The sequence below is a fragment of the Modestobacter excelsi genome (assembly GCF_005930495.1).
GTDB lineage: Bacteria > Actinomycetota > Actinomycetes > Mycobacteriales > Geodermatophilaceae > Modestobacter > Modestobacter excelsi.
Genome location: NZ_SJEX01000058.1, coordinates 1 through 18145 on the forward strand (window position 1 = coordinate 1; position 18145 = coordinate 18145).

Sequence of the window (18145 nt, forward strand, 5' to 3'; positions counted from 1 at the left end):
GCCCGCCCCGGCCGGGCCCTGCCCGTGCAGGCGGGCGTTCCCCCTGCTGGGCCGCATCGACGGCCGCGTGGAGGACGCCTTCACCGCCGCCGACGGACGCTCCCTCCCCCTCCCCGCCACCGTGGTGGACGACCTGTCCGGTCTCCGCGAGGTCCAGGTCGCCCAGCTCGCCCCCGGCCGGTTCGAGTTCCGGCTCGTCCCGACCTCCGGCTCAGACCTCACCGCGGTCCAGGCCCAGGCGCGCCGCAACGTGGACGAGCTCTTCGGTCCGGGTCAGACCGTCACCTTTCGCGTCCTGGACCACATCCCCCGCCCACCCAGCGGGAAGCTCAAGCCCGCCGTCCGGGTGCCCGATGACTGACCCACGGGAGACGTCCCCCTTGACCAGCCCTGCGGTCGCGGAGCCGTCCCGCGACAGACCCCGGATCCTCATCGACGACAGCGAGTACTGGCTGCTGAACATGGGCGACCTCGCCATGCTCGACGTCACGGTCCGACGGCTCCGCGAGCGGTGGCCAAGGGCCGACATCGGCGTGCTCACGGAGGCACCGGCCTTGCTGCGGGCCTACCTGCCGGGGGTCCGTCCCATCGTGCCCTGGGGGACGTCCGCCTGGTCCTCCGCCAGTCCGCTGGCCCGGCTGGCCGAGACTCTCGGCCCGCGGGTCGTCGGCCCCTACTCCATCGGCCGACTCCTCGTGGGCGCTCGGGTGCGGGAGGTGGTGGGCAGCTGGGCGCGGCGCCTGGGCCACGCCGCGCCGACTGTCCTCCGGCGCGGCCGCACCGAACCGGCTCGCGGGACGGACGAGGGGGTGGCAGTCGGCGCGGGTCCGGCCGGACGGCTGCCTCCCAACACCGCGGCGGCCGCCGCTGCCTCGTCGCTGGTCGTGGCCCTGGGTGGCGGTTACCTCACCGACGTGGATCCCACCCAGACCACACGCGTTCTGGACTTGCTCGAGCTCGCGTCCCGCCGGGGGATCCCGACGGCCATGCTCGGGCAGGGCCTCGGTCCTCTCGAGGACCCGGCGCTGCTGTCCCGAGCGGCCGCGGTGCTGCCGCACGTCGACGTCATCGCGCTGCGCGAGAGGAGGAGCGGGCCGGCCTTGCTGGAGCGGGTGGGAGTGGCGTCGTCCCGGGTGGTGGTCACCGGCGACGACGCCATCGAGCTGGCGCACTCCCGGCGTCCAGCGGACCTGGGCCACGACCTCGGGATCTGCCTGCGCATCGCCGGGTACTCACCGGTCAGCGAGCGTGCCCGGGCTTCGGTGGCCGCCGGCCTGCACTCCACGGCGCGGGAGCTCGGCACCCAGCTGGCACCGGTCATCATCAGCGAGTTCCGGTCCGAGGACCGCCGGTCGACGCTGCCGCTGGTCGAGGGCTCCCAGCGCGCCCGGCGACCTCTCGGCCGCTTCGCCCGCCCGCAGGACGTGGCCGCGCAGGTGGGCCGCTGCCGGGTCCTGGTGACCGGTGCGTACCACGCGGGCGTCTTCGCCCTGTCCCAAGGCGTCCCGGTGGTGGCGCTCACGTCGTCGGCGTACTACGACGACAAGTTCCTCGGGCTGGCCGAGATGTTCGGCGCCGGCCTGGAGCTGGTCCGGCTGGACGGCGACGACCTCGGGGCGCGACTGCCCGACGCGATCCGCTCGGTCTGGGCCCAGGCTCCTGGGTTGAGGATGGCCCTGCTGGCCAGCGCAGCCGAGCAGATCGCGCTCGGCCGGTCGAGCTTCGAGCGGGTCTGCGGCCTTGTCTGAGTCGTCGGTGCACCCGCCGGACGGTCGCCCGAGGGTCCTGGGCGCCGGCGACGGTCACACGACCGGCCCAGGCGAGGGCGCTCCCCCGGCCGCGCCGAACGTCGGCTCGCTGCGCTCGCGCATCGGCAGGGTGGCCGCCGCCTCGGCGGCCGCACTCGCCGTCGGGGAGATCATCACCCTCGCCCAGACGGTCGCGCTGGCCCGGTTGCTCACCCCAACGGAGGTGGGCCTGTACGTGGCCGGCGGCGTCCTCATCGCCTTTGTCGGCGACTTCGTCGAAGGGGGGTTGCGGTCGGGGTTGGTCCACCGGGACGGCGACCTCGACGACGCAGCCGCCACGGTGTTCTGGGTGACCCTCGGAACGGGTGTCCTGATGACACTGCTCGCCTTGGCCGCAGCCCCGATCATCGGGCACGTCTTCGACAGCCACACCGCCGGTCTGGTCGCCGCGGCCATGTCGGGGGGAGTGCTGCTGTCCGCGCTCACCAACGTCCCGGAGGCGCTGTTGCAACGCGAGTTCAGCGTCCGACGGCGACTGATCGTGGGCCCCTCCGTAGCTGCGACGTTCGCGGCGGTCGCCGTGTCCGCCGCCGCTCTGGGCCTCGGTGTCTGGAGCATGGTCCTGGGCACCTACGCGTCCTCGGTCGTGTGGGTGCTGAGTGTGTGGTGGCTCTGTGACTGGCGGCCCGGGAGGGGACGACCCTCGTACCTGTTGTGGCGGCAGTTGGCCGGTTTCGGGTTCCCGCTGGTGCTCGGGATGCTGGGTGACCGGGCGCAGAAGGCGACCCAAGCGGTGGTCACCGGATCGGTGCTGGGAGCGAAGGACCTCGGCCTGCAGCGTTACGGCGAGCGGATCGCGCGCATCCCGGTGATGGGTCTCGTCCAGGTGAGCTCCGTCTCCCTGTTCCCCGCGTTCACCCGTCTCGCCCCTGACCGCAGGCGGTTCCAGACCGGGTACCTCCACGCCCTCCGGCTCTCGGTCGTGGTCGCCGCGGCGACCTCGGCGATGGTGGTGGCGGTCGGAGTGCCGCTCGTGGTCATCGTCCTCGGGGAGGAGTGGCGTGGGGCCGGGTACGCGCTCGTCTCGATGGCCGGCCTGAGTCTCGGCAAGTCGGCGAGCACGGTCGGAGAGGAGGCGATCAAGGGGGCCGGCCGCACCCGGCTGATCAACTGGTGCACGTTGACGGAGACGACCCTGAGCGTCGTGCTGCTGCTCGTCCTCATCCGTCCGCTCGGGCTGGTGGGTGTGGGCCTGTCGATCTCGTTGACCACCATGGTCGTCGGGACGGTCGTCGCGGCAGTCGCCGCCCCCGTAGTCGGTGTCTCGGCCCGCCAGACGCTGGGCGCGACCGCGCCGACCATCGTGAGCGCTCTGGTCGGGTGCGCGGCCGTCGTTCCGCTGGAGCACCTGGTCCTGCACTCCGAGAGCCGGGGGGCGTGGGGGCTCTGCTTCATCGTGGTGGACGCCCTCGTCTTCCTCCTGGTCTACACGGCAGCGCTCCGGGTCCTCGCTCCGACCACGTTCCACGACCTGACCGCTCTGCTGGCCGTCGTGCGGCGACGAGTCCTGCACTGGAGGCGTCCACGAGAGCTCGCGCCGGGCGCCGGTCGTCCGGGATGACCTCGGCGAACCGACCACGGTGCGACCTGGTGCTGACGCTCCGCTGTGGGAGTCGCGTGATGCCCAAGTCGGGCGCTGTTCCCATGGTCCAGGGCAACAGCTCGGGTGCACACTGCGCCAGTGGCGCCGCCAGGGAGGTTCGTGAGCCTGCAGCACCGGGTGCGGCACGCCTTCCCGCTGCGCAGAGCGATGGTGGGCTCGCTGCAGCGGATGGAGCGGGCCTCGGCGGAGGAGATCGCCGCCTACCAGGAACGTCGCCTACGAGCGCTGGTGCGACTGGCGGCGCGGCGGTCGCCCTTCTACCGCGAGTGGTTCGACCAGGCCGGGGTCCATCCCGCGTCGATCCGCACCCTGGCCGACCTGCCCCGGCTGCCCCTGCTCGACCGCGGCCTCCTGCTGCACGAACCCGACCGTTTCCTGGTCTACCCCCGCCGGCTGACCTGGCCGGCGCACTCCAGCGGAACCTCCGGCCAGGTGGTCACCGTGCACCGGACCGCCGGCTCCTCGGCGTTCGAGCTGGCGGCGTTGCAACGGCAGTGGAGCTGGTTCGGGGTGCCGCACCGGCCGCGCAGCCTGCTGCTGCGCAGCAACGACCCCGACCCGCACCGGACCGGGACCCTGACCCGGCACGTGCCGGGCGCGCGGCAGCTGGTGGTCTCCAGCTACCGGCTCGACCGCGACCGGCTGCCCCGCCTGCTCGCGGAGATCCGCGCCTTCGACCCGCAGGTGGTCGAGGGCTGGCCCTCGGCCATCACCCTGCTGGCCGGCCTGCTGCGCGACGCCGGGCAGCAGCTGCCGGTCACCGCGGTCATCACCTCCTCGGAGGTGATGACGACCGAGCAGACGAGCCTCATGCGCGAGGTGTTCGGCGGCCCGGTCATCGACCACTACGGGCAGACCGAGCGGGTGGCCATGGCCGGCAATTGCGAGGCCGGCGGCTACCACCAGTTCCCCGACTACGGGATCACCGAACTGCTCGCGGTCCCCGGCCACCCCGACCGCTGGGAGATCGTCGGCACCCCGCTGCACAACTGGGGGTTCCCGTTGTTCCGCTACCGCACCGGCGACGAGGTCGGGCCCGCCCCGGCCGGGCCCTGCCCGTGCAGGCGGGCGTTCCCCCTGCTGGGCCGCATCGACGGCCGCGTGGAGGACGCCTTCACCGCCGCCGACGGACGACCCTTGCCGCTCCCGCACACAGTGGTCAAGAACCTGGTCGGCCTCCGCGAGGTCCAGGTCGCCCAGCTCGCCCCCGGCTGCTTCGACTTCCGGCTTGTCCCGACCACCGCCACCGACCTCCCCGCAACCCAGGCTCAGGCCCGCACCAACGTCGACAGGTACTTCGGCCCCGGCCAGACCGTCACCTTCACGATCATGGACCACATACCGCGCGAACCCAGCGGCAAGCTCAAAGCCGCTGTCCGGGTGACCACGACCTGACCGGGCTGCAGCCGCCGGGTCGCTACGCGCGCCGCTCGAAGAAGCGGTCGTAGAACTCGACCAATGCTCGGCGGGAGTGTTCCCACGAGAGGGAGGTCTCGATGCGCTGCCGCCCTCGCCGGCCCATCCTGTCGCGCAGCTCCTCGTCCCGGAGCAGCTGGTCGATCGCCGCGGCGAACTCGGCCTCGTCGTCTGGAGGGGCATAGACCGCAGCGTCGCCGGCGGACACCCGTGCCTCTCTGAGGTCGAAGGACACCACCGGGCGGCCCATCGCCATGTACTCCAGCACCTTGTTCATGGTCGAGACGTCGTTGAGGGGGTTCTTGGGGTCCGGCGACAGGCAGACGTCGGCGGTCGACAGGCACCGTTGCACGAACTCGTCGGGGACCCGGCCGGTGAACTCCACCATGTCCCGGAGGCCGAGCTCCTCGCTCAGCGCGATCATGTCCTGCTGAGCGTCTCCAGCGCCCATGAAGATGCAGTGCACGTCGTCCCGACCCAGGTCGTTCCTCAGGCAGTGCAACGCCCGCAGCGCGTAGTCCACGCCGTCCTGCGGACCCATGACGCCGAGGTACGCCGCGAGGTGGCGCTTCCCCCGGCGCAGCTCCGGATCGGGCGGACGCTGCAGGAACCGGGAAAGGTCCGGCCCGCTCCGGACCACGGTCACCTTGCTCGGGTGCACGCCCCCGCGGCCGGTGGCCACGGCCCGGTAGCTCTCGTTCGTGGCGATGACGCCGTCCGCGCACGCGAAGGTCAGCCTCTCCAGCACCCGGGTGGCCCAGTACAGCGCCCTGCCGCCGCCGGCGAACCGGGACACGAAGAGCTCGGGGACCAGGTCGTGGTGGTCGAAGACGAAGCGGGCGCCTCTCGGCCGGAGCAGCAGGGCGACCAGGAACAACAGGTCGGGTGGGTTGCAGGCCTGCACGACGTCGACCGGGTGCGCGCGCTGCACCCGGAGCGCAAGCCGCGTGGTGTGGAACATCGCGGCGGCGTACTCACGCACGAACCCGAACGGGCCGCCCTGGGCCGGGCGGAGCGGATAGCGAAGGACGTGGACGCCCTCCAGGGTCACGTCGGCTTCCTCCGCGCCGGTCCCCATCGGGCAGATCACCGTGACCGTGTACCCGGCGTCGGTCAGCGCGCGGCTCTCCTGCCAGACCCGGCGGTCGAACGGGACGGGCAGGTTCTCCACCAGGACGAGGACATGGCGGCTCATCGGTTCCCCACCAGGTCCACCAGCAGCTCCTCGTACCCGCGTGCCGTCTGGTCGATCCGGTACCGCTCCTCTACCCGCTTGCGTGCGGCGGCTCCGAGCTGCTGCCGCAGCGCGCCGTCCTCCGCGAGCCTGCACAACCGGTCGGCCAGCGCTTGCGCGTCCCCGACCGGGACGAGCCATCCGTGCTCCCCGTCGACGACGATGTCCCGCAGCGCTCCGCAGTCGGTGGCCACCACGGGGATCGCCGCAGCCATCGACTCGATGACCGCTACCGGGACACCCTCGTGCACCGACGACAGGCAGGAGACGTCGAAGGCGGGCAGCACATCAGGGACGTCCCGCAGGATGCCGGTGAACTGGACACTGTCACCGAGTCCGAGGTCCGTGGCCAGCTGCCGGAGTTCCTGCTCGCGCGGACCGCCGCCGACGACGACCAAGCGCGCCCGGGAATGCGACCTGCGCAGTGCAGCGAACGCCTCGAGGAGGACGTGGTGAGCCTTCTGGGGGCTCAACCGGGCGACGATCCCGGCGACGAAGGCGTCCGCCGGCAGACTCAGCCGGGCCCTGGCCGCTGCCCTGGCAGTTTCATCAGGGAGGGGCCCGACGACGACCCCGTTGGGGATGACGACCTCGCGTGTTCGGCTCCACGGGCGACGCCCGACCCCCTCCTCCCGATGCAGGTACTCGCCCTGGCTGGGTGCCAGCAGGGCGAGTGCATCGGCTTCCCGGAGCGTCGCGACCGCCCACCTGGGCAGGACCCGCCCGCCGACGTTCGTGAGGTCCATGTCGTGCGCGGCCACCAAGGTCACCGGGACCCTGGCCACTCGAGCGGCCAGCCGCCCGAGTGCCAGGGAGGCTCGGTGGTGGTGGGACACGAGGACGGCGTCCGCCCTGCTCCGACGTAGGGAACGGACCAAGCGGGGCAGGGTCCGGAGGTCGTACTTCCCGCTCCGTTCCATCGCGTCGACCTGAAACCCCGACGCTCGGTAGTCCGCCGCGAGCGGCCCGGCCGCCCGCAGGCAGATGAGGCTCGGCTCGACGACCCGGGGGTCGAACGCCCGGAAGACGTCGAGCATGAGCATCTCGACCCCACCGATGAACGCCTCGTCCAGCACCAGGGTCAACCGGAGCGGCCTCCCGGCCGCGTGTCCCGCCCGTGGGGGGGACGCGACCTCGAGAAGGCGCCGCTGCGCCTCCTCCACGCTGCGCTCGAGAGTGAAGTCCGCCTCCACCCGCGACCGAGCGGCGGCGCCGAACGAGCGGCGACCCTCTTCCGACCCCAGTAGTCGGATCACCCGATGCGCCAGCGTGGTGGGGTCCCGAGGAGGCACCAGGTACCCCGACACCCCGTCCTCCAGCACCTCCGGGACACCCCCCACCGCGGTGCACACGGACGGGAGCCCGGAGGCCATCGCCTCCAGCAGGGCCATCGGGAAGCAGTCGCTGGAGGAGCTGAGCACGAAGACGTCGACCGTTGCGAGCAGGGACCCCACGTCGTCGCGTACGCCCGTGAAGACCACCCTGTCCGAGATGCCCAGCCGGTCGGCCAGCGCTTCGAGCGCTGGTCGTCGGACCCCGTCACCGACGACGAGGAACCGCGCCCTGGCGTCGGCCGCGGCGACGAGCGCGGCCGCTTCCAGGAACGTCTCGTGGTCCTTCTCGGGCCGCAACGCAGCCACGATGCCCACGACGAGGTCGTCCTCGCCCAACCCGAGATCGGTCCTGGTCGCCGGGAGCGCCCCGGTGTCGGGGTGCGCCGGTTCGACCCCGTTGTGGATGATCCGCACCTTGTGACGCGGGAGGTGCAGGTCCTCCACGAGGTACGGGACCTGCGCGTGCGCGACTCCGAAGTAGGCGTCCGTGACCGGATCGAGCACGGCGTCCACCAGCCGCCTCAGCGGGCTCCGCGGTCCGAGGCCCTCGCTGTTGTGGACCCAGATGACCGTCCGGGGAACCCGCGCCAGGACCGCTGCCAACCGTCCGAGCGTCTCGGCGTTGTACCCCCGGAGGACCACCACGTCCGGTGTGGCCCTCCGCAGCTCGCGAACGAGTTCGACGAGGCACTGCAGTGCCTGCCGCTTGCTCCGGTGCAGGGCAGTACCCGGAACCCCGCTGGCTGCGAGCGCGGGGAAGAGCCCTCCCTCCTCACCGAGGCAGATAACGGAGGGATCGAACATCCCCCGGTCGAGCCGGCTGACCAGGGTCGTGACGTGCCGCTCTGCCCCACCGACAGCGAGGTCGGGGACGACGAAGGCGACCCGGAGCGGACGCGTAGGACTCATTTCACCAGCTCCTCGTAGAGCGCGTCGAGCGTGCGCCAGGTCAGGTTCACGTCGAACCTCTCCCGCACCCGGGCCAGCGCTCGGGCACCCAGCTGCGCGCGCTTCTGCGGGTCCGCGATGACGGTGCTGAGAGCCGTGACCAAGGCGTCCTCGTCGTCCACCGGTACGAGCACCGCGCACCGCTCGTCGACGAGGTCAGGGATGCCTCCCACCTCAGTGGCGACCACGCAGAGTCCGTGCGCCATGGCCTCCAGCACGGCCATCGGCTGCCCCTCGAAGCGCGAGGGGAGCACCAGGACGTGCGAGCGGCTCAACAGGCGCTCCACCTCAACGGGCGCCACCCACCCCAGGACCCGGACCTGCCCGACCGAGCCGAGGTCCTCGGCTGTCCGCTGCGCCCGTTCCACGGCTCCCGGCCCGACCATGACCAGGTCGGCCGGGGGGAGCTGCGGCCCGTCCTGCAGCCGCCGCCACGCCTCCAGCAGGGCGAACGCGCCCTTGTCCTCCGTCATCTCTCCCACGAACAGCAGGTGCACAGGCTCACCTGGGCCGGGTTGTCCGACCAGCGCTCGCGGGCTGACGGCGTTGGGGACGACGGCGACCCGGGCGTCCGGGGCTATCTCCTGCAGCACTTCCGCCCACCGGTCCCCCAGGCCGATGACCCGGGCCGCGCTGCTGAGGGTCCGGCGGATGTACCGCTGCAGCAGGTGTGGGGACCGGGCGTAGAAGTCGCCGAAGGCGCCTCCGTGGACGTGCAGCACCACGGGCACGCCGGCAGCCCGGCAGATCCACGCCAGTGTCGACTTGCGGGCGAAGCTGCCGTAGGAGGCCGTGTGCAGGTGCACGATCCCGGGCCGACGCAGGACGAGCTCCCGGAGGAACGACCCGACCCCCACGGCGAACGCAGCTGCCCGCGCGGCCAGCGAGCCGTTCCTGTGGGTCGCCACGTGACGGACCTGCCACCGGTCCCACATCGGAGTCTGCTGCATCGTGCGGACGAACGTCGCCACGCCACCCCGCGTCTCGGTGCTGGTGGAGACCCACAGCACGCGCCGGGCTCTCATCCCGCGACCATGTCCCCGGCCGGCACGGCTCCCGTGGCGGGACCATCTGCGGAGCTACGAGGCTCGGCGAGGTGGGCCTGCTGCTGCTGGTGACCGATCACCGCTCCCGCCAGGACCATCACCATGATGTTCGGGAAGTCGAAGAAGCGCAGGTCCACGGTCAGGCCGGTGACCGTCTGAGCGACCAGGCAGAACAAGGCCGTCAGTCCCAGGGCGCGGCCGTACATCCCGTCTGCGGGAAGGCGGCGGGTCGCCCGCACCAGCCGCGTGTACACCAGCACGAAGATCGCCAGCCAGAGCGCCAGCCCGATGATGCCCAGCTCCACCAGGATGCCCAGGCTGTCGAGATGCGAGGCGATGCCGAACCCCCGCTGCCAGGGGACAGCCGGGGACCACTGTTGGTGGTGGTAGGTGTTCACGGCGGTGAACCGACCGATACCCCACCCGGAGATCGGCTCGCGGGGGAAGGCCCAGAGCGACGTGGCGATGTTGTTCAGCCGGTCCTGGATCTCGTCCGGTGACCCCACTCCGCCCGCGTCCCGATCGGCACTGGTGAACGTCGACCAGTTCGCGAGCACTGCCCCCACGATGGCCGCCCCGACGAGCACGAAGACGCTGCGGAAGCCCCTGGCCGCGCCGACGCCGCACAGGACGACCAACCCGAAGGCCAGCCAAGCCACTCGCGTGTGCGTCAGGTAGACGGCGTAGACGCTCGCCACGGCCACCACACCCGCGAGCGCTCGGAGCGCAGGTCGCTCACCGTCGTTGCAGGCGATGAGCACACCGACGAGGAACCCGACGACGAGCACCAGACCGTTGACCACCGGCTGGTTGAAGACCCCGACGGCCCGATCCGGCCAGCTGGGGTTCTCGCCGATGTACCGGGGCCAGACGACCTGGGGTGCGGCGAACTGGAGGACACTCACTGCCGCCGAGTACGCGGCCGCGGCCAGGACGGACCACAACAGAACTCGGATGGCTCGCTCGGTGACGAACAGCCGGCGCCCCACCAGGAACATCGTCAGCGGCATGGCGGTGCCGATGAGCACGAAACGCAGCACCGAGAACGCCTGCGGATCCCGCTCGTCCCCTGCCGGCAAGGCGTGCGGCGTCACCATCGAGAGCAGGTTCCATGCGATGTACAACCCGATGGCACACGTGAGGAGATCGACGTGCACGTCGGTCAGCCGACGCTCCCACGGTCTGGACCACAGCCAGATGGACGCGATCACCCCCGCGAAGGCAAGGATGAACGGGTCGACCGGCAGGGTCCCGGACGGGACGGCCAGGCGGAAGAAGGTGGTGACGAGGAGGTACGTGCAAGCCACGATCGGGCTCCGCAACCCCAGCGCGACAGCGAGCAGGCCGATGGCGGCCATGCAGAGCACCAGGCCCAGCCGGCCGGGAGCCTCCACGAGGACACCGAGCCACATGAGGGTGATCCCCACGAGCACGGCTGCCCCGACCGCCTTCTCCCGCCAGGCTGCGCGGCCGCGGAGCAGCGGCGCGGGCCGGCTCAGCCCGGTCAAGGCACCGTCGGCGGGACCGAGCTCATGCCCGTCCCTTCTCGGCGTCCCGTCCAAGGGCACCCGAAGGGGCCGCATCGGCCGCCGCCAGACCGACGCGCGCGGTCAGGTCGGGGCGGTGGTGGTGGTGGTGAGGCCCCTCGGGCGGCGGTTCGTCGGACGAGGGCCGACCGGCCGTCGAGGACGCCGGGCGGGTCCCCGACGCGTCCTGGTCAGCGTCCTCGCCCACCGCGGCCACCACGGCACCCATCAAGGTGGCGCCCATCTGCCGGAGGACGGCTACGGCCTCCCGAGCCGCTGCGACGCGCGTGACGTCGCTGTCGACGACGAGGATGGTCTGGTCAGCCGCCTGGCAGATGGCCTGGCCGATCGCCGACTGCACCACCGCGGGCGCCGCGACGACGACGTACTGCCCGGCCTGCGCCTCCTGCTGGAGCAGGTTGCTGAGCTCGCTGACCGACACAGCCTGCGCATCCTCGGTTGAGCGCGGTGCCAGCTGGAGGAGCGACAACCCGGGGAGGAGACCGGATCGCATCAACGGCGTCGCGACCCGGCCGTCGGTCAGGATGCCGCCGCCCGCGTCGACGAGAACCGTCGCGTATCCCTGCTTGGCCCATTCACGTGCCAGCCTGCGCGCGATGAGCGGAGCCGCGGAGCCCTCCTCAGGCTGGGCGACGGCAAGCACCCGGGGCCCGGTCAGTCGGGCTCGGGCGATGTTGGCCAGCTGACCCAGCCGTTGCTCCTGCTCGGGCCAGCCCTCTCTGCTCCGCGTCCGCGGGAGCTCCACCAATGTCCGCAGCCCGACCTTGTCCGCGACGTCCTGCCCGGAGTGGAGACGTCGGGACAGGCTCGCCAGGACCAGCGCCGCGACCAGGCCGAGGAAGAGGCCACCCACGACGGCGGGCAGGAGGTTGCCGAACAGCGACGGAGGTTGGGCCGACACGCCGCCCTGCGCCTGGAGCTCCTGGAGGACGTTGACCTGATCGGTGCGGATCTCCTCGATCCGACCCTGCAGATCGGTGACCACGGCCTGGTCCGCGGGCGTGTTCGACCCCAGAGCCGTGTCCAGCTGGTCCTGCAACGCGACCAGTTGCTCGGCCTGCTCCTGCGCGCGCACCCGGTTGATGTCGTCCATGAACGCCTTGGCCACCTGGATGGCATACGCCTGGGCGGTCTCCGGGTCAGACGTGGTGGCGCTGATGACGAGTATGGGGCTGGCTGCCGCCGACTGCGCGGAGACCTGGACGTCGCTGGGCACCTGAGCAGTTCGCAGCAGCTGCCTCTGGTAAGCACCGTTGTCGAAGTAGACGGCGTACCCCTGGACGAGGACGGCGTCCTGGTCCGGCGACCTGTCGTTGGAGGAGACGATCAGCGAGGTCCGACCCTCGTACGTGGTCGGGGTCCTGGACGTCACGGCGAAGGCTGCCATCACGGCGACTGCGGTCACTGCCAGCACGAGCAACCAGTAGCGACGCAGTCGCGCGAGCAGGACACCCACGGTCGTGCCGTCGACCGCCCTGCCTTCCGCGCGCAAGACGTTCGACTCTGCGTGCGCTCCTGACACTGCCGCTCCCCTCGCCGGTACCGCCTGAGCGGTGCCTCCGACGGTTGGATCCCCGTCGACCCGTTCGCCAGCCGCGGCCACAGCCGGCGGCCGACCCACCATAGGTTCTCGGCGGCTGATTTCGGTCCCTGTTCGCGCGGCTATTCCGGGCCCGGGTCCGGTGGCAGCGGTGTGGTCACCGCCCATCCGCGCAGGGCATCAGCCGACGCGCGAGGGGAGCCCAGTGGGATGCGAGTCCCCCCAAGGCGCCGCGCCCCTGTAGTCCGACTGCTGGTTGACGTAGGCGTAGCAGTTCGAGTCGACGTACTCGGCCAGGCCGGCGGCGGTGTCGGTCACCGCGAAGTTGACCGCCTTGCCCCGGGTGACCGGGGACTGCGCGGCCCACTGCAACGAGCACCCGTAGGGCCCGAAGAAGTCGATCTGCCCGTCGTGGTACTCCACGAACCCGCCGTCTGCCAGGGCGTTGCCCGACTTGGCGGCATTGGGGTAGCCGCCGCCGTCGTTGGCGGACCAGGTCCCGTTGACGATGAAGATGAGCCCGTGCTCGTCGGCCACCGACCGCAGCGTCTGGGTCAGCGCGATCGCCCCTTCCCGGTAGGCCGCCTTGTCCGGGAAGGTGGCCCAGTCGATCCCGGCGAACCACGAACGGGAGCCGAGGTCGTCGGCGAACCAGCCGGCCATGTGCGGGTTCTCCGCCACCATCGCCTCCAGCACGCACCGGAGCTTGCCCTGCAGCACCGACCCGACCCGGAAGTCCGTGAGGTACCCCCCGGAGTTCGCCTGGTGGTCCCCCGGCCATCTCGCGGTCGCCGGACCGCATGGCGAGGCGTTGAGCAGCATGTCGTGGTAGCGGCCGTGCGAGTTGTCGATGGTCGCGTCGATGTAGAGGAGGACGCTGCCGCCGCCGGCCGAGACGGTCGTGAAGGCATGGTCCTGGTAGTTGTCCCGGCCGGCAACCACAAGGCCACCGGGATGCGCGTACTCCACCGCACCGGCCGAGGCCTCGTAGAAGATGCCACCTGCCTGCGGGGGGAGGTTCTGGACGGTTGCCACTTCCGGCGAACCGGCGGGTCGCCGGCTCGCCGTGGTGGACGCAGTCGTCGCGGCGATGACCGCGACCGAGACCAGCACGGCGGCAGCCACTGCGGCGATCGTCCCGACCAGTTGCCGCGCTGCAGTGCCGGTCCAGCGTTCGCTGTGGGCCGCCATGGTCGTTCCTCAGTCTCCCGAGACGAGATGTGGCCAGCGTGACCGGGTGAGTGCGGTCAGCCGTCCACGCAGCCGCGGTGGGACGAGCGGCCGCCAGGAGCATAGCCAGCGAGAAGGCCGTCCTGACCGCACGATCACGCTGCCATCGCTGCTCTCGCAGCCGGTGGCAGCGCGACCGTCGGTGACCTCAGGACGTCGTCAGCGGGCGACCCGTGACGGGAGTCCGGTGGGGTGGAACGAGCCCCATGGAGCCACACTGCTGTAGTTGGACTGCTGGTTGACGTAGGCATAGCAGCCGGAGGCGGCGTACTCGGTCCGGCCGGCGGCGGTGTTGGTCACCGCGTAGTTGATCGCCTCGCCGTCGGTGACCGGCGACTGCGCGGCCCACTGCGCGGAGCAGCCGTAGGGCCCGAAGAAGCTGATCTGACCGTCGTGGTGTTCCACGAAGCCGCCGTCGGCGAGCGCGTTGCCGTGCTGGGCGACGTTGGGATAGCCGCCGCCGTCGTTCGCCGACCAGGTCCCGTTGACCACGAAGACCAGCCCGTGTGCGTCGGCCACGCTGCGCAACGTCTGGGTGAGGGCGATGGCGCCCTGCCGGTAGGCCGCCTTGTCGCTGAAGCTGCTCCAGTCGATGCCCGGGAACCACGACCGGGACCCGAGGTCGTCGGCGAACCAGCCGGCCATGTGCGGGTTCTCCGCCACCATCGCCTCCAGCACACACCGGAACTTGCCCTGCAGCACCGACCCGACCCGGAAGTCGGTGAGGTGTCCGTACGAGTTCGCCTGGTAGTTCCCCGGCCAAAGGGCAGTCGCCGGACCGCAGGCTGACGCATTGAGCAGCATGTCGTGGTAGCGGCCGTGCGGGTTGTCGATGATTGCGTCGAGGTAGATCAGTACGCTCCCGCCGCCGGCCGAGACGGACTTGAACGCTTGGTCCTGGTAGTTGTCCCGGCCGGCGACCACGAGGCCACCGGGATGCGCGTACTCCACCGCGGTGGAGGAAGAGTCGTAGAACAGCCCGGCCGCCTGTGCCGGCAGGTTGGTGATCGTCCCCGAGGTGGCCGGCGCTACTGCCACCGTGGTGGGGCTCGCCGTGGTTGGGGTCGCCGTGCTGACCGTCGAGGGCGCCGGGGTGGCGGTGGCCGTGGTGGGCTTCGGAGTCGTCGGGGTCGCCGTCGTCGGGGTCGCCGTCGTCGGGGTCGCCGTCGTCGGGGTCGCCGTCGTCGGGGTCGCCGTCGTCGGGGCCGCCGTCGTCGGGGCCGCCGTCGTCGCGGTCGTCGGGGCCGCCGTCGTCGCGGTCGTCGGGGTCGTCGGGGTCGTCGTCGTCGCCGGGGCCCGGACGTCGTGCTGCGTCACCTGGACGGACGCAGAGGTGGCAGATCCCAGCACGTTGACGACGGTCTGCGCGGTGACGGCACCAGCGGGGACCGGGAGCGCCGCAGCGACGCGGGTCCAGCTCGTGGGAGTGACCGTTTGGGTCTGGCCGCCGGTCCACGAGAGGAACGCCCCAGTCCCGCTGAACCATGAGACCGTGATCTGCGCCTTGGCCCCGGTCCTGGCCTTGACGTCGGAGGCGAACGTCCAGGTCGCGCCGGCCCGGACGCTCACGTTCGGTTCGCGGATACGGGTGGTGGCCGCGGTCGAGGTCACCTGCGCCGCCCAGGACGCTGCGACATGGTCCGACACGGACACCCGCTTCAGGCCGGTGCCACCTTCCTGGACGGCGTAGCCCGTCGAGGAGGACGCGAGGACGGGGTTGGGCGACAGGTTCAGCTGGCTCGAGGTCGATCCGGCTGCCTGGGCGGAGGGGGTGGCGGCCATGGCGGCGACCGGCACCAGCACGGCAGCGGTCACTCCGGCGAGGGTCTGGACCAGTCGCCGGACCGCGGTGCTGGACGAGCGTTTCCTGAGGGCGGCATGTACTGCCATGGGGGGGTCCTCGGTGTTCGGTGGGCGCGGTGACGCCGAGCGGATCGCCGGGTGCGGCGGGGGCCATCCGGGCCGAGTCCACGGCCGGGTCTGCACGGTCCAGCGACCGGGTCCACCCGGCGTGGCGTCAGGCAGTGACCACGGGGGCATCGGTGCACCCCGTGAATCGGCCTGTGGGATCTCCCACCCAGGGAACCACTCCCCGACCGACAGGGGGTGACGCCTGTTCCGGATGTGACGCGCGAGGTGGGTGAGGTCCGCCTGCTCGGTGGCGGGCCCGCCGCGGCCACGCACGTGCCATCCGGCTCACGGGCGAGGGCCGGAGAGGTGAGCATCGGCGGCTTGCAACGAGGCGCTGCCCGGCTGCCCGGCACCGAGGCCATTGCCGCATCGGCCCGGACGACCCACACTTGGTCGTGGACCTGGTCCGGATGCCACCGCCGCATCCGACGATCCACCCGCCGTCACCCCTGCCCGAGGTGCCGATGCGCGCCCATGGCCGCGGTTGGCGGTGGCCTGGGAGCCGATCCGGTGGTGCCGCCCGGCGGCTCGTCCAGGCACTGGCGGTCGTGATCGCTGTGGCGCTGGTCCCCGCGTCCGAGGGGCCGAGCATCGTGAACCTGCCGGCACAGCCGGGCGGCATCTTCTACGAGTCCTCGGCCGGTGCGGCTGCATATGCGCATCCGGGGGCGCTCGTCGTCGCAGGGCGGGACAACTACCAGGACCAGGCGTTCCAGGATGTCTCAGCGGCCGGCGGCAGCGTGCTCATCTACCTGGACGCCGTCATCGACAACTCGCACGGCCGCTACCACGACATGCTGCTCAACGCCTCGCCATGCGGTCCGGCGACCGCGAGATGGCCGGGGGACCACCAGGCGAACTCCGGGGGGTACCTCACGGACTTCCGGGTCGGGTCGGTGCTGCAGGGCAAGCTCCGGTGCGTGCTGGAGGCGATGGTGGCGGAGAACCCGCACATGGCCGGCTGGTTCGCCGACGACCTCGGCTCCCGTTCGTGGTTCGCCGGGATCGACTGGGCCACCTTCCCGGACAAGGCGGCCTACCGGGAAGGGGCGATCGCGCTGACCCAGACGCTGCGGTCGGTGGCCGACGAGCACGGGCTCATCTTCGTCGTCAACGGGACCTGGTCGGCCGACGACGGCGGCGGCTATCCGGACGTGGCAGTGCACGGCAATGCCCTGGCCGACGGCGGCTTCGTGGAGCACCACGACGGCGAGATCGGCTTCTTCGGGCCCTACGGGTGCTCGTTGCAGTGGGCCGCGCAGTCCCCGGTCACCCGGGGCAAGGCGGTCAACTTCGCGGTGACCGACACCGCCGCCGGCCTGGCCGAGTACGTCGACTCGAACTGCTACGCCTACGTCAACCGGCAGTCCGACTACGACGGCGTGGCCCCTTGGGGGACCTTCCACCCCACCGGACTCCCCTCGCGCGTGGCCCGCTGAGGCTTGCCGGGCCGGCGGAGGGCGCGGCTCCGTGGCAGGACACCGGCGAACCCCTCCCCAACCAGCCAGCCACCTGGCTCGGGTTCACTGCGGGCGGCGCGCCACCCACCCGGCCCAGGCGGAGGACACCATGTCCTCCAGGTCGTGCTCGGCAGCCCACCCGAGCACATCGCGGAGGGTGCCCGCCGCGGCGACCACCCGCGCCGGGTCACCGGGTCGCCGGGGCATGACCACCGGCTTCGCCCAGTCCTCCCCCGCGGTGCCGGTCACGTCGAGGATGAGGTCGATCATCTCCCGCACGGAGACCCCCTCTCCGCGCCCGATGTTCGCGGTCAGGGAGTCGATCCGCCGTTCCTCCAAGGCCCGCGCTGCGGCCCGGTGAGCTGAGGCGATGTCTGCCACGTGGATGAAGTCGCGAACGCAGGTGCCGTCGGGCGTCGGGAAGTCGGCGCCGAAGACCTGCGGCGGCTGACGGGCGTCCAGCTGCCGGAAGACCATGGGCACCAGGTTGGCGGCTCCCCGGTCTGCCCATTCCGCCCGGCCGGCACCGGCGACGTTGAAGTACCGCAGGTCGGCATGGCGCAGCCCGCTCACCGCGGCGACGTCGGCGACCATCTGCTCGCCGATGAGCTTGGTCCAGCCGTAGGGGTTCACCGGCCGGCACTCGGTGTCCTCACGAACCAGCTCGACGTCCGGAGCGCCGTAGACGGCAGCACTCGAGGAGAACACGAAGGACTCGACACCCGCGTCGGTGACGGCCTCGAGCAGGACCCGCAGCCCCTCCACGTTCTCGCGGTAGTAGTGGAGGGGACGGCGGATCGACTCCTCCACCTGCTTCTTCGCTGCGAGGTGGACCACGCCGTCGACCGCGTGCTCCTGCAGCGTCCGCCCGACCAGCGCGCCGTCGAGAACGCTGCCCGTCACCAGGGGGACGTCTGAGATCCGCGCCGGATCTCCGGAGGACAGGTCGTCGAGCACGACGACGTCGTCCCCCGCCTCACGCATCGCCGCGACCACGTGCGCACCGATGTAGCCGGCACCGCCCGTCACCAGCCAGGTCATCCCGGCAGGCTAACCGTCTGAGGACGA

General features: G+C 71.7%; 14 protein-coding genes. 6 read left to right on the forward strand and 8 right to left on the reverse strand.

Annotated features, from left to right (window positions below):
• The 4 genes from FHL80_RS17430 to FHL80_RS17445 all read left to right on the forward strand — a co-directional run.
• Nucleotides 1-361: hypothetical protein (locus FHL80_RS17430; protein WP_216870821.1), on the forward strand; the 361-nt coding region annotated here is incomplete at its 5' end.
• A 19-nt stretch (nucleotides 362-380) separates the two neighbouring features.
• On the forward strand, nucleotides 381-1748 hold the full coding sequence (locus FHL80_RS17435; protein WP_216870822.1) for a polysaccharide pyruvyl transferase family protein: 1368 nt from the start codon (nucleotides 381-383) through the stop codon (nucleotides 1746-1748).
• A gap of 130 nt (nucleotides 1749-1878) precedes the next feature.
• Complete coding sequence (locus tag FHL80_RS17440) at nucleotides 1879-3369, forward strand: oligosaccharide flippase family protein (protein ID WP_216870823.1); 1491 nt, start codon at nucleotides 1879-1881, stop codon at nucleotides 3367-3369.
• A gap of 141 nt (nucleotides 3370-3510) precedes the next feature.
• Complete coding sequence (locus FHL80_RS17445) at nucleotides 3511-4806, forward strand: phenylacetate--CoA ligase family protein (protein WP_216870824.1); 1296 nt, start codon at nucleotides 3511-3513, stop codon at nucleotides 4804-4806.
• Between the two features lie 22 nt (nucleotides 4807-4828).
• On the opposite strand, the gene FHL80_RS17450 is transcribed toward FHL80_RS17445, so the two are convergent.
• The 7 genes from FHL80_RS17450 to FHL80_RS17480 form a co-directional block, all read right to left on the reverse strand.
• Entirely contained in the window at nucleotides 4829-6022 is a 1194-nt protein-coding gene (locus tag FHL80_RS17450; RefSeq protein ID WP_138734647.1) for a glycosyltransferase family 4 protein, read from the reverse strand.
• Nucleotides 6019-8304, reverse strand: a complete 2286-nt coding sequence (locus FHL80_RS17455; RefSeq protein WP_138734648.1) for a glycosyltransferase — start codon at nucleotides 8302-8304, stop codon at nucleotides 6019-6021. The genes FHL80_RS17450 and FHL80_RS17455 overlap by 4 nt, the downstream gene beginning before the upstream one ends.
• The gene (locus FHL80_RS17460; protein WP_246078758.1) at nucleotides 8301-9251 is read right to left on the reverse strand and encodes a glycosyltransferase family 4 protein; all 951 of its coding nucleotides are present in this window, start codon (nucleotides 9249-9251) and stop codon (nucleotides 8301-8303) included. Before FHL80_RS17460 ends, FHL80_RS17455 begins: the two co-directional genes overlap by 4 nt.
• 113 nt (nucleotides 9252-9364) lie before the next feature.
• The gene (locus tag FHL80_RS17465; protein WP_216870825.1) at nucleotides 9365-10897 is read right to left on the reverse strand and encodes an O-antigen ligase family protein; all 1533 of its coding nucleotides are present in this window, start codon (nucleotides 10895-10897) and stop codon (nucleotides 9365-9367) included.
• Between the two features lie 22 nt (nucleotides 10898-10919).
• A complete protein-coding gene (locus FHL80_RS17470) occupies nucleotides 10920-12644 on the reverse strand; it encodes a YveK family protein (RefSeq protein WP_138734651.1) in 1725 nt (574 codons plus the stop codon).
• 12 nt (nucleotides 12645-12656) lie between these two features.
• Nucleotides 12657-13667, reverse strand: a complete 1011-nt coding sequence (locus FHL80_RS17475; protein WP_138734652.1) for a hypothetical protein — start codon at nucleotides 13665-13667, stop codon at nucleotides 12657-12659.
• Nucleotides 13668-13865: 198 nt separating this feature from the next.
• On the reverse strand, nucleotides 13866-14744 hold the full coding sequence (locus FHL80_RS17480) for a hypothetical protein (RefSeq protein ID WP_138734653.1): 879 nt from the start codon (nucleotides 14742-14744) through the stop codon (nucleotides 13866-13868).
• On the opposite strand from FHL80_RS17480, the gene FHL80_RS17485 reads away from it, so the two are divergent.
• Together FHL80_RS17485 and FHL80_RS17490 are read left to right on the forward strand one after the other, a co-directional pair.
• On the forward strand, nucleotides 14725-15396 hold the full coding sequence (locus FHL80_RS17485) for a hypothetical protein (protein ID WP_138734654.1): 672 nt from the start codon (nucleotides 14725-14727) through the stop codon (nucleotides 15394-15396). The two genes, FHL80_RS17480 and FHL80_RS17485, sit on opposite strands and share 20 nt — an antisense overlap.
• 769 nt (nucleotides 15397-16165) lie before the next feature.
• Nucleotides 16166-17056: a hypothetical protein gene (locus FHL80_RS17490; RefSeq protein ID WP_138734655.1), complete on the forward strand. Its 891-nt coding sequence runs from the start codon at nucleotides 16166-16168 to the stop codon at nucleotides 17054-17056.
• 84 nt (nucleotides 17057-17140) lie between these two features.
• On the opposite strand, the gene galE is transcribed toward FHL80_RS17490, so the two are convergent.
• Complete coding sequence (galE, locus tag FHL80_RS17495) at nucleotides 17141-18118, reverse strand: UDP-glucose 4-epimerase GalE (protein ID WP_138734656.1); 978 nt, start codon at nucleotides 18116-18118, stop codon at nucleotides 17141-17143.
• Between the last annotated feature and the right edge of the window lie 27 nt (nucleotides 18119-18145).

What these genes read in the sequence shown, in the direction of transcription:
- FHL80_RS17450 (WP_138734647.1), bottom strand. Translation starts at nt 6,022, where the DNA reads ATGAGCCGCCATGTCCTCGTCCTGGTGGAGAACCTGCCCGTCCCGTTC.
- FHL80_RS17455 (WP_138734648.1), bottom strand. Translation starts at nt 8,304, where the DNA reads ATGAGTCCTACGCGTCCGCTCCGGGTCGCCTTCGTCGTCCCCGACCTC.
- FHL80_RS17470 (WP_138734651.1), bottom strand. Translation starts at nt 12,644, where the DNA reads ATGGGCGGTGACCACACCGCTGCCACCGGACCCGGGCCCGGAATAGCC.
- FHL80_RS17475 (WP_138734652.1), bottom strand. Translation starts at nt 13,667, where the DNA reads ATGGCGGCCCACAGCGAACGCTGGACCGGCACTGCAGCGCGGCAACTG.
- galE (WP_138734656.1), bottom strand. Translation starts at nt 18,118, where the DNA reads ATGACCTGGCTGGTGACGGGCGGTGCCGGCTACATCGGTGCGCACGTG.